Genomic DNA, 15,391 nt, shown 5'->3' with positions numbered 1-15,391 from the left:
ATGGATGCGGGATGACGAGCCGGTCGTGCCAGCCTCGCCAGATTGTTGAACAGTTGATATGTACTACTCAAGCACAGGGTGTCGGCAACGGCAACAGAAGTTGAGAAATTTTCGACGGCACGGGCCATCGCCAAAGCAAAAGGCGCTACCGGCCTCGTGCCGGTAGCGCCGATCTATGCCAAGAAGATGAGGAGAGCCTCGAGGAACTACTTCACTGCAGAGCAGACAGATTTCACCGTGCCGCGCAACGCACTGGCAGCCTGCCAGTAGTCGTGGTCGCGCGGTTGAAATTTCGGCAGTCGTTTGGCGTACTCATCCTCGTACACCGCCTGGCCTTTCATGATGCCGACGAGAAACGGGTCGACGGCCTTGTCGGCCAGCCGCCGCATCGCGGCGGCCTCCTCTTTCATCACGGGGATGACGGCGAGCGTGACAGCACGTTGCTTCGGCGACCACCGGGACGCCGGAACGCGTGGATCGGTCTTCGCCCACGCCTGCTGCTTCTTGCTGAAAGATGCTGCCACCCGGCCCCACTCGGCGCACACCGGATCCGCCTTCGCCGGAACCGCGGGCACCGCAGGGACTTTCTTGACAGCTGGGGTGACCGCCTCTGCCGGAACAGCTTTGGCGACGGCGACCGGATCGGAGGCCGTACTGTCCCGTTGGCTGCCGGACCCGGCGTAAACGCCGACCGCGCCACCGATGATCAGCGCCACCGCCGCGGCGGCCCCGACCGACACCCATCCCCGGATCCGACCACCGTCGAAAGCCGCCCGCCGGCTGCCGTTTCCGAGGGCGACGCGAAACGCCGCGTCGGGCCGGCCGCGCAGTTCGGCAACGGCAACTTCCACCGCAGGCGCCGGCGTACCGAGGTCGGTGAGCTCTTTGACGAACCGGGCGATGGCGACGAGGTCCGCGCTGTAGAGCGCTTCGGGAGGATCCACCGCGGGGAGAAATCGTTCGACGAGGTCTTCCCGGAGGTCGGACGCTCGAGCGACTTCCGCCGCCGTCAACCAATGTCCGGAAACCACATCAGGCACATGCCTTGTCATAGGTCTCTCACCCCCTGCAAGATTGGTACAACATCCCCGTACACACTGCAAGCCGCCCGAGCGGTCCGCCGAGATTGCCACTGCCGCAGTGTGATAGCCGAGGAAACTATTACCGGCCCCGGTTCACGGTGGGCGACACGCAGCTACCGACACTGGCGACACAGTGCGGATATGGCATCAAACCACCGGTGATGCAGATCAACCCGTGGTAGGTCGTTGGGTCCCGCAGCGCGGCCCTGGCGTACTCGTCAGCAACATGGCCGGGTTCGCCGGCGTGCCAGTGGCGATTGGCGCGATGATGCGGAGGTGTTATCAGTCCGGTGCGCGCTCGGCCATCAGCCCCTCCTGGGTGAGGGTTGCGGCAATGGCACCGTCGAGGGTGATCAAGCTCGAGGTGATGAGCCCGCGGCCGCGCGCGGCCGCGGGCGATCGCGACTCCAACAGATTCCACTGGTCGGCACGCAGCGGCCGGTGAAACCAGATCGACGAGTCCGTCGTCCCGCTGCGGTGGCTGCGGGATCGCATGCTGTGCCCGTGCACGGCCAGCGCGGGATCGATGCCGTACAGGTCGGTGACGTACACGGCGATCAGCGTGTGCAGCAGTGGGTCATCGGGCAGCGGCATGGTGACACGCCACCAGAACCGGCGAATGAACTCACCACTCGAGGCGTCGTCGGCGATGCGGATGTCGAGCTCGTCCAGCGGTAGCGACGGCGCCGGGCCGGGTGGGCCGGTGCGCGGCAAGGTGTCCGGGTCTTGCGGCAGCGCGCGGTGGCCGTGCTCGGGCCCGGCGAGCGCGGTCGCGAACGATACGGCCGCCGTGGTCAATAACCGGCCGTTCTGCTGGGCGTCGACCCGGCGCGAGGCAGCGGTGCGGCCGTCATAGACACGGTGCACCTGATAGGCCACGGGCCCGCCCGCGTCGCCGCCGCGCAGGAACTGCAGGTGCATGTTGGTGGGTGCTCGATCGTCGGTGACCGTCGCGCACGCGGCGGCCAGGCTCTGCGCGGCGATCAGGCCGCCGTAGGCACGCTTTCCGGCAGGGCCGCTGGCGGGTCCGGTCCAGGTGTCGCCGTCCTGCCGGAGGTTCAGCAGCTCCAGCAGCTCGCTCAACGCGCACCGGAATCGGTTGCGACAGTGCCCGACTCACTCAGTGCCGCCACCTCGTCTGCGCTGAGTCCGAGATACTCGGTCAGCACCGCGGCGGTGTCGTCCCCGAGGGCGGGTGCAGCGACCGCGGGCGGGTAGGTACCGCCGATCGACACCGGCAGCCCCGGTGCCAGGTACCGGCCGATCCGCGGCTGGTCCAACGGCGTGAACAGTGGATTGGCGGTGACACGGTCGCCGGAGGCGACCTCATCGAAGCTGCGGTACCGCTCCCACAGCACCGAGGTCCCCGACAGCGCGGCGGTGACCTCTTCGGCGGTGTGCTCGCTGAACCACAACGTGAACAATCCGGTGAGCGCATCGCGGTGGAGGTAGCGCTGGCCTTCGTCGGAGAAGTCGGCGCCCAGCGCCTCGGCAAGGGCGCCAACGGCTTTGGTGGTGCCGGTTACTTCGGTGAGATCGCGGAAGTGCCGGCCGGTGAGCGCGACGAGCATGAACGCGACACCGTCGCGGCTGGTGAAGTTCTGCCCGTAGGTGCCGTAGAGGGTATTGCCGAGCCGCTCGCGAGAGGTGCCGTTGATCATCACCTCGGTGAGGAAGCCGAGATTACCTGCGGTCGCCAGGGCCACATTCTCCAGCGGGATGCTGATGCGCGCGCCCTCGCCGCCGGCATCGCGGTGCCGCAGCGCAGCACTCACGGCCAGCGCGACATACAGCCCACAGCTCACATCCCATGCCGGTAGCACGTGATTGACGGGAACCCCGAGTTGCGCCGGCCCGGTGACCAGGGGAAAACCCAGACCGGCGTTGACGGTGTAATCCACCCCCGTGCCGCCGTCGGCCCGCCCCGATACCTCGACGTGAATCAGATCCGGTCGCAGTGCGGCCAGCGTCTCATACGAATGCCATTGCCGTCCTGCGACGTTGGTGATCAGCACGCCGCTCTGTGCGATCAGCCGCTGTACCAGCTGCTGGCCTTCTGCGGAGCGCAGGTCGGCCGCCACCGACCGCTTCCCCTTGTTCAGCCCGGCCCAGTAGATGCTGTCCCCGTCGCCGGTCACCGGCCAGCGGCGATAGTCGGCGGCACCGCCGACAGGGTCGACCCGGATCACCTCCGCGCCCAGCTGGGCCAGCGTCATGCCCGCAAGCGGCACCGCGACGAAGCTGGAAATCTCGATGATCCGCACCCCGGCCAGGGGCCGGGCGCTATCCGGTGGCGATACAGGTTCAGCCATCGGGTCAAGCTATCAAGCCCGTTCGCCCACCAGCTTCACCGCCGCGGCCTCGATAGTTTCCTCGGAGAGCAGCACCTGCAGCGCGGCGTCCCCGAGTGGGATGAAACTGTCGTTGCTGGCGACCCGCTCCACCTGTCCGGTGTATCCGTGTGACAGCAGTTCGGCAAGGACGCCTTCGCCGACACCGCCGGTCTGGCGAGTTTCGTCGACGATGAGGACGCGGCCGGAGGCGGCAGCTTCACGCACCATGTCGTCGACCGGTAACGGGGCCAGCCAGCGCAGGTCGACCACCCGGGCCGCGATGCCCTGCCCGGCCAGCCGGCGGGCGACCCGCAGGCTCATCCACAGGCCGTTGCCGAAGGTCAGGATCGTCAGGTCCGCACCGTCGCCGTAGGTGCGGGCCCGGCCGATCTGGACCGGCTGCGTCGGGTAGGACGCCAGCCAACCCTGGTCGCCGTCCTCATACAGGTCCTTCGTGTGGTACAGGGCGATGGGTTCGAGATAAACACACACCGCGCCAGCGGTTTTGGCTGCCTCGACACAGCTGTGAAACATGGCCGCGGCGTCGTCGGGCCGGGCCGGGGACGCAATGACCACGCCGGGGATGTCCCGGATCGCCGCGATCGAGTTGTCGTTGTGGAAGTGGCCGCCGAAGCCCTTCTGATACCCGTATCCGGCGATGCGCACCACCATCGGGTTGCGGTACTGCCGGTTGGAGAAGAACTGCAGGGTGGCGCCCTCGCCGCGAATCTGGTCGGCGGCGTTGTGCAGATAGGCCAGGTACTGGATCTCCGGGATGGGCAGCAGCCCCGACACACCGGCCCCAAGGGCCAGGCCCAGAATCGTCTGTTCGTCCAGCAGGGTGTCGAACACCCGTGCCGGTCCCGCGCTGCTCTGTAAACCGCGGGTGACCCCGTAGACACCGCCCTTGCGCGCGACGTCCTCGCCGAACAGGATCGCCTCCGGGTGAGCCGTGAGTACGTCCTTGAGGGCCCGATTGATGGCCAACGCCAGGGTCAGACCGTCGCCGGTGGATTCGGGGGGAACCACCGACGCGGACAGGGACTCGTCAAGGGTGTCGCGCAACGGTTGGACCACCGCGGGCGCGCTGTCGAGTTGCGGGTAACTGCTGACCTCACGCGCCGAGTCGATGACCTCGGCGCGGACGGTCTCGTACCGCTGCAGCACTTCTTCGGGACTCAGAATACCCGCGGCGACAAGGGTTTTCGCGGTGTTCAGGACCGGATCACGGTCGAAGTCGGCCATGATCTCGTCGGGTCGGCGATAGGACGGCTCGAAATCGGACCCGGCGTGGCCCATCAACCGGACCGTGCTCAGGTGCAGGAACGCCGGTTTGCGGTGGCTGCGCACCCAGGTGGCCGCGGCCAGTGCGGTGTCGAACGCATCGGGCAGGTCGCAGCCGTCGGCCGCGAAGTACTCCAACCCCTCGCGGTGGGCGTATGTGCGAGCCACCCATCCGCGCGGTGTCTTGGTGCTGATGCCGATGCCGTTGTCCTCACACACGAACAGCAGCGGCATGGGCAGACCCTGGTACGCGGCATGCAGTGCGGCGTTGATGGCGCCGACCGCCGTCGAGTGGTTCGCCGAGGCATCGCCGAAGCTGCACACCGTCACCGCGTCATCAGGCCAGGGGCAGTCCACATCGAGCTTGCGGGCCCGGGCGATCGAGAATGCGACACCGAGTGCGCGCGGCAGGTGCGAGGCAATGGTGGAGGTCTGCGGAATGACGCTGAGGTCATGGCGGCCGAAGACCTTGTGCCGGCCGCCGGATATCGGTTCGGCGGTGGCCGCGACCAACCCCAACAGCACATCGCGGACCGGGTCCGAACCGCTGACCTGCGCGGCGCGCGCCAGGTAGAAGCCGCCGGAGCGGTAATGCAGCAACGCAGGATCGGTCGGACGCAACGCCGCGGCGACCGCGGCGTTGCCCTCATGTCCGGACGAGCCGATGGTGTAGTAGCCCTTGCCATGGGACCGCAGCCACCGTGCGGCGAGGTCGAGATGCCGGCTGGAGAGTTGGGCATCGAAGAGCGCCAACGCGTTCCGTACCGTCAGCGCCGAACCGTCGCGCACGGGCTCGGCCTCACCGCGGACCGGTGCCGCGGCCTTCAGCGCCGAGACGGTTGTGGTGAAGTGTTCGTCGATGGATTCGGCCACCTGGCCCTCCTGAGCTCGCGGCTGGTTGACGATGCGGGTGAATCTGCGAGGCGTTATCGCATCAACGGAACGCGGCGATTCCGGTGAGTGCCTGCCCAACAACCAGACTATGCATTTCGCTGGTGCCTTCGTAGGTCAACACCGATTCGAGGTTGTTGGCGTGCCGCATGACCGGATACTCGGCGGTGATCCCGCTGGCGCCGAGGATGGTCCGCGCGGTACGCGCGATGTCGATCGCCTCCCGCACATTGTTGAGCTTGCCGAGGCTGACCTGGTTGGGCACCAACTCGCCCGCGTCCTTGCGGCGGCCCAGATGCAGGGCCAGCAGATAACCCTTGCCGTACTCCAGGGTCATATCCGCCAGTTTCTGCTGGGTGAGCTGGAACCCGCCGATGGGGCGGCCGAACTGTTCGCGGGAGCGGGCATACTCCCGTGCGGTTTCCAGGCAGTCTCTGGCCGCCCCGAGTGCGCCGAACACGATGCCGAACCGGGCCTCGTTCAGGCAGCGCAGCGGGGCGCCGAGGCTCGTCGCCTCCGGCAGCCGGGCGGAGTCGGGCAGGCGGACGTTGTCCAACACCAGTTCACTGGTGACCGAGGCGCGCAGCGACATCTTCGACTTGATGGTGTTCGCAGTGAAACCTGGTGTGTCGGTGGGTACCACGAAACCGCGGATACCGTCGTCGGTGCGTGCCCAGACGATTGCCACATCGGCGACCGAACCGTTGGTGATCCACATCTTGGTGCCGCTGAGCACCCAATCGTCGCCTGCACGTGTCGCGCGGGTGCGCATGCCTGCCGGGTCGGAGCCGTGGTCGGGCTCGGTGAGACCGAAGCAGCCGATGGCTCGGCCGGTCGCCATCTCCGGCAGCCACTGCTGCTTCTGCTCCTCGCTGCCGAACGCGTGGATCGCGAACATCGCCAAGGATCCCTGCACGCTCACCAGCGACCGGATACCGGAGTCGCCGGCTTCCAGCTCCAGACAGGCCAGGCCGTAGGCGACCGCCGAGGTGCCCGCGCATCCGTAACCCTGCAGATGCATGCCGAGCAGGCCGAGTTCGCCCAGTTCCACGGCCAGCTCGCGCGCCGGCAGTTCACCGTTCTCGTACCAGCCGGCGATGTGCGGATTGATCCGGCGCGCCACGACGGAGCGGACGGTATCGCGAATCTCCCGTTCCTCGGTGCTCAACAACGCGTCGACGCCGACCAGTTCGTCGGCGCTGACAGACTCGGGAACTCGTTGGGCCACAGTAACTCCTGCCTTGAAGGTGATTATCGGTTCAGCAGCACCCGGTGCCACGCGCACCCGCAGGCACCGGTGGCGCCACCTCGCCGCGCCAGCTCACCGCGCGGCTCGGGGGCGGGGTCTGTTCACTACGCGTCTTGACCAACGGCACTCCGTCGACCAGCACCGATGCGATCCCGGGCAGGTCACCGAGCGCGAAGCACTCCAGTGCGTCACCGGCCGTCGAGCCGGTGATCGGTCCCAGTATCAGCAGGTCGGCAGGCCGGCCCTCGGCGAGAATGCCGGTGTCCAGCCCGTGCGCCGTGGCGGTCTGACCGGTTGCGGCCGCGACCGCGGCCACCGGCTCGACACCGCAGATCGAGGCCAGGAAGCAGATGTTGCGCAGCATTCCCCGGGGGATGACACCGGTGCCGCCGGGAGTGTCGGTGCCGAGCGTGAGCCGCCCCAGTTCTCCGCGCGCAGTCAATTGTTCGGCCACCAGCTTGGTCGCCCGGTAGTTCATCGAGCTGCACACCTCGACGCTCGCCGAGGGCAGGTCGGCGATGATCGCCGTGATGTCGTCGTCGGGCGCGGGTATCGGCCCGCCTGAGATGTGGCCGACGATATCGGGTTTCACCGCGACCACCACGTCACGTCCCGCGACCCGGCTCGATCCCGAGCGCGACACCCCACCGGTGTGCATCTTGACCGTCATGCCACGTTCGTGTGCCCAGCTGACGTAGCGTTGGGCTTCCCCGTCGCCCAACCGGTTCCAGTCGTAGAAGATGAACTTGAGGTGCTCGATGCCTTCGCGCTGCGCACGGTCGAAATGTTCCTCGGTCATACCCGGGACCAGCAGCATGGTGCCGGCATTGACCTTGACGCCGGATGGCCGTGAGCGACCGGTCGTGTGCTTGGACGTGATGGCGATGCTCAACACGAGTTCGGGGGTGAGCGCACCGAAATCGAGGCCCGGAATGTGCAATTCGCCTGCCGACACCATCGACGTGGTGCCACCCTGCAGATAGTTTCCGATCCACCCGACCGAGTTCTGCGCGGGCGTCCACTCGCCGAAGGTCGGGTGGACGTGACCGTCGACCAGGCCGGGCATCACGGTCAACCCACCCGCGGAGACCACCCGGTCCGGGTGGGGGTGATCGACACCGATGCCTGCGATTCGGCCGTCTTCGATCAGCAGCGTGGTGTCCCGCAGCGGTGTCAGCGCAGCGTCGCCGTGCACCAGGAGGCCGATGTCCTCCACAAGCAGTGTCGTCACATATCCCCCTGGACGTCGTTGGATTTTGTATACACTATCCGATAATTGGGCCGCGGTATAGGGCGCATCCCGGCTGGGCCTCCATTCGGCCCAGCGTGCCGAATCTCTGCGACGTCTCGCGGCCGAACTCGGGATCGGCCCACTCGGGCGCTGAATATCGGCATGACGAACACCACCAGCACGACGATCGCCGCCCCGGCGAAGTTCATCGCCAACCGCACACCACCCTCGTACCAGGGAAACAACTCCGGGTACTCACTGATCACCAGCAGCACCGGCGGTCCCGTTATCGCCCACCAGGTGTAGTTGACCGGCCGCAACGCGATCGCGAGCGCAAACAACACCACCGTCGCAAAGATCATCACCGGGGCCGGCGGCTGCGCACCCAGCAGCGCGGCGGCGATCACCGCACCGACAGCATTGCCGGACAGGCGTTGTGCCATGCGCTTTCCCGTCTGGCCCTGACTCGGCTGAATGGTGAGCAGCACACTGGTGACCAGCCAGTGCCCGCCCACCATGTCTGCAGGCAGCAGGTTCGCCGCCGAAACCGCCAGGCCCACCGCGACTCCCACCCGCAGTGCATGGGCACGGCCTCCACCGGCACGGGGCGGCTCAGCGTCCTCGGCCGCGGCACCGCCCAAGCGTGCGACACCGAACCAGGCCGACCATGCCGCCAACACCACCAACGCGCCGATCACGTACGGACACAGCGCCGCAACGCCGCCGGTGGACGCGCCCAGGTCGGTGGACATCAGCACCACGGCCAGACCGGCGGTGGCGCCGACCCTGCCGATGAGCGCGCCGAACACCGCCGCCCCGACTGTCACCACGGCGAGTGCATACGGATACGGAGCACTGAGCAGGACGATCGCCCCGCAGACCACCACGGTCAGCGCCCGCACACAGATGGTCTCCACCGCGGCGCGCAACGAACCGGGCAGCTCGGGTACCGCGGTCAACACGAAACCCAGCCCGATCGCCGAGCCGAGCTCAGCCCGCCCCGCAGATACCGCGACCACCAGGATCGCGCCGAGGGCGATCGCCAGCGCCGCGGCCATGCCCCAACGGCTACGGCCGACCGGCCGCAACAACTCCGGCGTGCGGATCCGTGCGGCACCGCTGTTCTCGGTGCCGGCCGAGACCGCCGGCCGATCCGACATCACCCGGTGGGGGCGGCCGCGTCCAGCACAGCCTGCACAATGCCCTGATATCCCGTGCAGCGGCAGATGTTTCCCGACAGCGCCTCGCGCACCGAATCCTCTGTCAGAGGCTTCTCGGTGTTGGGATCGCGCAGCAACTCGACGGCGGTGACCAGGAACCCGGGCGTACAGAACCCGCATTGCAACCCGCCACGCTCGGAGAACGCCTGTCGCAGCCGCTGTGTCTCCTCGAACTCGTCAAGGCCTTCCACGGTGGTCACCCGCATACCGTCGATCTGGACGGCGAACATCAAACAGGCCCGCACACTGCGACCGTCGATGAACACCGAGCAGGCCCCGCACACACCGTGCTCACACCCCAGGTGGGTGCCTGTGAGGTCCAGTTCGTCGCGCAGGAAATCGGCCAGGGTCAGCCGGGGCGGTACCGTGCGCTGAACCAGCCGGCCGTTCACGACGGCCGACAACGTCACCCCTACCGGGGAATTGGCGGTATCAGTGGCGTGCATCAGCGCCCTCCTGTCGTTCCGTGACACGATGTTCAGCCTCGGTGAGCGCCTGGGTCAGCGCGACCGAACACAGCCGGCGCGTGTAGTCGGGGTCATCGGAGGACGGCTCCGTGGTGCCGGCCCAGCGCTCGGCCAGCGCCTCCCACAGCGCAGCGCTCGGATGTTCGCCGACCGCGTCCTCACCGACGAACAGGAGCGGGCGGTCAGCTGCGCTGAGCACTGCTGCGCGCACCGAGGCGATTCGGCCGTCGGCACTGAGGTCAAGTACGCAACCGGCGCCGGCCAGCCCGTAATCCCCGTGCTGGTGGGCATATTCGACGAAACCCCACCCTTGGCCGTGCCGGATCGCCGGTACCGAGACCCAGGTGATGATCTCGTCGGGCTCCAGAGCACTCGTGTAGAACGACACGAACATGTCCTCGGCACTGACCTGGCGGCGCCCGCCGGATGCCGATTCCACGTGGAATGTCGCGCCGAGCACCAGCGTGGCCAGCGGCATTTCGGCGGCGGGATCTGCGTGGGCCACCGATCCTCCGATCGTGCCGCGGTTCCGGATGCCGATGTGGCCGATGTAGCGCGCGGCATCGGCCAGCAACGGGGCCCGCGCGGCGATCAGCGGATCGACCTCGACGGTGCGGTGGGTGACCAGCGCACCCAGGATCAGATCATCGGTGTCGTCGAAGATTCGTCTGAGTTCGTCGAGCCGGCCGATGTCGATGATGACGGCAGGCCGGGCCAGCCGCAGGTTCATCAGGGTCATCAATGACTGGCCGCCCGCCATGAGCTTGGCATCCGGATGGGCCGCGAGCAGCTCGAGAACCTCGGCGACCGAGTCGGGGCGAAAATACTGGAACGGTGCGGGTTTCACGATGCCACCCCCGAGGACACCGTCGTCAGGGCCCGGCACAGGTCGCCTGTCGAGATCGGTGTGCTGTCGACGTGGAAGCGGCCGTCGAGCGCGTCGTCGACGGCGCCTGCGAGCGTCGAGTAGACCGCGATGGTGCCGCTCTCCCCCGCTCCGCGGACCCCGATGGGGTTGGCCGGGGTGTCGACATGCAGATGCTTGACCGTCACCCGGGGCATATCGGTGGACAGCGGCAAGTGGTAGGCGGCGAAGGTGGTGGATTGCGGCTGTCCGGTGTCGGAATACCGCCATTGCTCGAACAGCGCCCCGCCCACGCCCTGGGCGACTCCCCCGATGATCTGTCCCTCGACGATTTTCGGATTGATCTCCCGGCCGCCTTCGTGGGAAACGGCGTAGCGCAGCACCTTGACGATCCCGGTGCGCCGGTGCACACCGACGATCGCCGCATGCACGCCCATCGTCCAGGTCACCGTCCGCACCCGGTACACGGCGGTCACGTCGAGCGCACCGCCGCCTTCCTGATCGCCACCGACCGCCATGGCGCCGGCCACGTCCGCCCAGCCGATGGAATGCTCTGCCGCCGCATGAAAACGGCCGTCGACGTACTGCACGTCTTCGCGATCGGCGCCCAACAATGCCGCGGCCCGGTCGACGGCCAACCCGATGAGGTCCTGGGCGGCCTCGTGTACGGCCGAACCCGCGAGTATCGCCGATCGGCTGGCGAAGGTGCCCACCCCGTCGGGTAGCCGTTCGGTGTCACCGGGCACGTAGACGACCTGATCCAGCCCGACCCCGAGCGCCTCGGCGGCCACCTGCGCGAAGACCGTTTCATGGCCCTGCCCGGCCGACGCGGCTCCCGCCGTCACCTCGAAACGACCGTCGTCCAGCAGCCGCATCCGTGCTGTCTCATGCGGTCCGCGTCCGGTGGCTTCAAGGTACGACGACAATCCATAGCCGATGTGGTACTGCGGATAGGTTGCCGCACAACGCGTCACTTCCTCGCGCGGCAACGATTGCAGTACCGATTCCAGACATGCCCGGTAGTCGCGGCCGTCGTAGCGGATGGGCACGCCGTCCCGGTACGGGATCGGCCGCGGGTACGGCATATCGGCATCGGTGAGCAGATTGCGCCTGCGGATCTCCTCGCCGCTGATGCCGAGTTCGCGGGCGGCGGCGTCGAGGCTGCGTTCGAGCGCGAAGGTCGCCTCGGGCCGGCCGGCACCGCGGTACTGGGCCACCAGCGTCTTGTTGGTCAGTGCGGCCCGCCCGGAGATCTGCGCGGCCGGGATCCGGTAGGGGCCCAGCAGATGGATCGCGGTATTGGCGATGATCCCTGCCACCCACAGGCTTCCGGCGCCGATGTCGACGATGAAATCGTCCGCCCAGGCCAGGATCTGACCGTCCCGGTCGACCGCCAGCCGGGTGTGGTGCACCTGATCGCGTCCCTGCGCACTGGCCACGAGATGTTCCTGACGATCCTCGACCCAGATCAGTCGCTGCCCGGTGTGACGGGCCAGCATCGCGAGGAGGATCTCTTCGCCGTAGACATTGGCTTTCGTGCCGAAGCCGCCGCCCACGTCGGGTACCGCCACCTTGATCTCCTGGCGCGACCATCCGGTGACCGCGCAGATGGCGTTACGGACCATATGGGGAACCTGGGTGGAGGTCGTCACCTCGACGCGTCCCCGCCTGCTGTCGAATTCGGCCAGCACCCCGCGGCATTCCAGTGGCACCGCACCGTGCCGGTTCATCCGGTAGGTCCCGGCGACGACGGTGGCCGCACCGTCGAACGCCCGGTCAGGATCACCGAACGAATAGTGCAGCCGCGCAGCCTCGTTGCTGTCCAGGTGATCGAACAACACCGGAGCGGAGCTCTCGAGCGCCGCAGCCGGGTCGGTCACGGCGGGCAGGCTCTGATAGTCGACCTCGACGGCTTCCATCGCATCCTCGGCGCAATAGCGGTCCTCGGCCACGATGATCGCGATCGGTTGGCCCGCGTAGTGCACGCGGTCAGCGGCCAGGATCGACAACCGCTGCTCGGCAAGCACACACGATGTCGCCGTGGTGAAATCTGCGTCCGGTGTGGTGAGTGTGGGTATCGGCACCCCGTCCAGGCCCAGGTCGGCGGCCGTGTAGACGCCGAGGACGCCGGGCATACCGGCAGCGACCGAGGTATCGATTCGGGTGATGCCGGCGTGCGGTTCGGCCGACCGCAGGAACACCACGTGGTGGGCCCCGGCGGCGTGGTCGGCAACGAACTGACCACGGCCGCCGAGCATGCGCTCGTCCTCACGTCGCCGCACCGAACTGCCGATGTGGCCGACCGTGGGTGCGTTCGGAGTCAATGGAGTCGTTTCTCCCATTGCCACAAGGCAATTGATATCGCGAACGAGATCGTGATCAGCAGCATGATCGTCGCGACCATGGACGGGTAATCACCGTGGCTGTAGGCCTGCAACACCACCCGCCCCAGGCCGCGTCTGGTGGCGAAGAACTCCGAGAGCACCACGCCCACCACCGCGAGGCTGACCGCCAGCCGGATTCCGGTCAGCAGCGGCCGCCGGATTGCGGGGATGATGATGTGGACGAGCATCTGCCATCCGTTGGCCTGTACCGAACGTGCGAGCTTCCAGTAGACGCGCGGGATCTCCTGCACACCGGTGGCCACGTTGATCAGCACCGGGAACAGCGCGAACAGCACGCCCATGACGACCTTCGAGCCCGACAGGGTGAAGATCGGCAGCAGCACCGGATACAGCACGATCTTGGGAATTCCGTTGAGCACGATCAGCATCGGCTCGAATATCAGCCGCAGTCGCGCGGACAGTCCGAGCAGCAGTCCCAGCGCCCCGCCGATCGCGGTGCCGATGACGAACGCCAGGAACACGGCTTGGGCGGTGACGCGCAGATCGAACAGATACGACGGGTCGCCAAGGTTCTGGACCAACACACGCAGGGTCTGCATCGGTGACGGGATCACGAAGGTCAGGTCGGAGAAGACCTCCCAGACCACGACCACCACCACTGCGAGCAGAGTTGCCCCGACCGCCTGATTGCCCAGGATCGAACGGAGCCGCTGCGATTTCGCAGGTCCGGCAGGCACCTGCGGTGCCGATCGTTGCACAGTCGAGGTCATCGGTTCCTCCCCCGCAGCAGGATGCGTTCGACCACCGTGAGCAGCGCCGTGAGGATGCAGGACAGCACCAGCACGACTGCGATGTAGGCGTACATCTCGTTGTTGTTGAAGATCTCGTACAGGTAGCGGATGCGGTATCCGAGCCCGGCCTGTGCGGTGGTGAACTCCATGGCGATGGTGCCGATCAGCGCGTACACCACCGCCAGTCGCAGGCCGGCGACGATGTACGGTCCGGCTGCCGGAATCGCGATGGCGAACAAGGTCTGCCGTGGTGAGGCTTTCAGCGAACGTGCCAGTTTCATGTACACCGGCGGCATCGAGTTGAGCCCGACCGCGGTGTTGAGCGCCATGGGGATCGCGGCCATGACGGTGGCCAGAATGATCACCGACGTGGCGTTGATGCCGACCAGCACGATCATCACCGGGTAGAACAGCACCAGCGGCACCGCGTAGAACGAGACCAGATACGGCTCGAAGATCCGCCCGACCGCCGGCAACTTCCAGAAGATCAGTCCGGCAGCGAAACCCAACAGTGCACCGAAGACGATCGAGAACGCCACCTCGACGCCCGTGCGTGCGGCGTCGTCCCAGAATTGCGGCTCACCGAGCAATCGAACCAGCTCGCCCAGGATGACCGAGGGCGCCGGCAGAATGTGGTCGCTCCACAGCCCGATCTGCGCGCCGATCTCGGCGAACACCAGGAAGATGACGATCAGGCCGAGGGTCGACAGGGCACTCAGGGCGCCGTTGCTCAGGCCGCGCTTCCTGCGGACAGGTTGCGGTTGACCGGGTTTGGGGGGCATCGTCTCGGTGGGCAGGTCGTCCTCTGCTACGTAGGAAGTCGTCACGTCGATGCGGCTTCCTGCTGTTTGAACCCACGCATCGACTCGGCTTGCAGCGATGTCCAGACCCGGTTCTGCAACTCGTTGAACTCCGGCGTGGACACCATACTCGCGTCACGTTCGTCGGGCAGGTTGATATCGACGACATCGATGATCGAGCCCGGGCGGTAGGACATCACCCAAACCTGCTGGGACAGCAGGATCGCCTCGGAGATGTCGTGGGTGACGAACACGATGGTCTGTTGCGTGCTGGCCCAGATCTGCCGAACCTCCGCGCCGAGGAACAGGCGGGTCTGCTGGTCCAGCGCCGCGAACGGCTCGTCCATCAGCACCACCTCGGGCTGCACGGCCAAGGTGCGGGCCAACGCGACGCGCTGCCGCATGCCGCCGGAAAGCATGGAGGGGTAGGATTTTTCGAATCCGCCGAGGCCGACGAGTTCGATCGCTTCCTTGGCCCGCTGGCGTCGGACATCCTTGGCGGTGCCGATCATCTCCATCGCGAACGCGACGTTCTCCTCCACCGTGCGCCATGGGAGGGTCGAATCCTCCTGGAACACCACTCCGATCGACGGGTCCGGGCCGGTCACCGGTTTCCCGGCGACGCGCACCTGGCCGGTCGTCGCCTTCTGCAACCCGGCGATCACTGCCAGGAGGGTGGACTTTCCACAGCCACTGGGTCCGACGATGGACACGAAACTGGAATGTGGCACGTGCTGGGTGATGTCGGTTACCGCGGTCACCTTGCCGGCCGGTGCGTCGAAGACAACCGATACGTCCTCGATCTGGATGCCGTCACGATCCATGGGGTATGC

Annotated in this window: 13 protein-coding genes; all 13 read right to left on the bottom strand. The window is 67.0% G+C overall.

The window, feature by feature from the left end; translation table 11 throughout:
* Positions 1-206: 206 nt before the first annotated feature.
* The 13 genes from M1247_RS20325 to M1247_RS20265 all read right to left on the bottom strand — a co-directional run bounded on the left by M1247_RS20325 (position 207) and on the right by M1247_RS20265 (position 15,382).
* Positions 207-944, bottom strand: a complete 738-nt coding sequence (locus M1247_RS20325; protein WP_317158183.1) for an ESX-1 system-associated protein — start codon at positions 942-944, stop codon at positions 207-209.
* A 420-nt stretch (positions 945-1,364) separates the two neighbouring features.
* Positions 1,365-2,165, bottom strand: a complete 801-nt coding sequence (locus M1247_RS20320; RefSeq protein ID WP_317158182.1) for an acyl-CoA thioesterase — start codon at positions 2,163-2,165, stop codon at positions 1,365-1,367.
* The gene (locus tag M1247_RS20315) at positions 2,162-3,394 is read right to left on the bottom strand and encodes a CoA transferase (RefSeq protein WP_317158181.1); all 1,233 of its coding nucleotides are present in this window, start codon (positions 3,392-3,394) and stop codon (positions 2,162-2,164) included. The genes M1247_RS20320 and M1247_RS20315 overlap by 4 nt, the downstream gene beginning before the upstream one ends.
* A 12-nt stretch (positions 3,395-3,406) precedes the next feature.
* Entirely contained in the window at positions 3,407-5,572 is a 2,166-nt protein-coding gene (locus tag M1247_RS20310; RefSeq protein WP_317158180.1) for a thiamine pyrophosphate-dependent enzyme, read from the bottom strand.
* Between the two features lie 61 nt (positions 5,573-5,633).
* Complete coding sequence (locus M1247_RS20305; protein WP_317158179.1) at positions 5,634-6,818, bottom strand: acyl-CoA dehydrogenase family protein; 1,185 nt, start codon at positions 6,816-6,818, stop codon at positions 5,634-5,636.
* A gap of 31 nt (positions 6,819-6,849) precedes the next feature.
* Positions 6,850-8,070, bottom strand: coding sequence for an amidohydrolase family protein (locus M1247_RS20300; RefSeq protein WP_317158178.1), 1,221 nt, complete (start codon positions 8,068-8,070; stop codon positions 6,850-6,852).
* Positions 8,067-9,230 (bottom strand): FUSC family protein, encoded by a 1,164-nt coding sequence (locus M1247_RS20295; protein ID WP_317158177.1) that lies wholly within the window; start codon positions 9,228-9,230, stop codon positions 8,067-8,069. The genes M1247_RS20300 and M1247_RS20295 overlap by 4 nt, the downstream gene beginning before the upstream one ends.
* Positions 9,230-9,736 (bottom strand): (2Fe-2S)-binding protein, encoded by a 507-nt coding sequence (locus M1247_RS20290; protein WP_317158176.1) that lies wholly within the window; start codon positions 9,734-9,736, stop codon positions 9,230-9,232. Before M1247_RS20290 ends, M1247_RS20295 begins: the two co-directional genes overlap by 1 nt.
* Positions 9,723-10,604 carry an FAD binding domain-containing protein gene (locus M1247_RS20285; RefSeq protein WP_317158175.1) on the bottom strand — a complete coding sequence of 294 codons (882 nt, stop codon included), beginning with the start codon at positions 10,602-10,604 and terminating at the stop codon, positions 9,723-9,725. Before M1247_RS20285 ends, M1247_RS20290 begins: the two co-directional genes overlap by 14 nt.
* Entirely contained in the window at positions 10,601-12,964 is a 2,364-nt protein-coding gene (locus M1247_RS20280; RefSeq protein ID WP_317158174.1) for a xanthine dehydrogenase family protein molybdopterin-binding subunit, read from the bottom strand. Before M1247_RS20280 ends, M1247_RS20285 begins: the two co-directional genes overlap by 4 nt.
* Complete coding sequence (locus M1247_RS20275; protein ID WP_317158173.1) at positions 12,943-13,737, bottom strand: ABC transporter permease; 795 nt, start codon at positions 13,735-13,737, stop codon at positions 12,943-12,945. Before M1247_RS20275 ends, M1247_RS20280 begins: the two co-directional genes overlap by 22 nt.
* Entirely contained in the window at positions 13,734-14,585 is an 852-nt protein-coding gene (locus M1247_RS20270) for an ABC transporter permease (protein ID WP_317158172.1), read from the bottom strand. Before M1247_RS20270 ends, M1247_RS20275 begins: the two co-directional genes overlap by 4 nt.
* Positions 14,582-15,382 carry an ABC transporter ATP-binding protein gene (locus M1247_RS20265; RefSeq protein WP_317158171.1) on the bottom strand — a complete coding sequence of 267 codons (801 nt, stop codon included), beginning with the start codon at positions 15,380-15,382 and terminating at the stop codon, positions 14,582-14,584. Before M1247_RS20265 ends, M1247_RS20270 begins: the two co-directional genes overlap by 4 nt.
* Between the last annotated feature and the right edge of the window lie 9 nt (positions 15,383-15,391).

The sequence above is a fragment of the Mycobacterium appelbergii genome (assembly GCF_032883035.1).
Classification (GTDB): Bacteria; Actinomycetota; Actinomycetes; order Mycobacteriales; family Mycobacteriaceae; genus Mycobacterium; species Mycobacterium appelbergii.
The sequence above is the reverse complement of the archived record's forward strand: the minus strand, read 5'-3'. Positions and strand labels throughout refer to the sequence as shown.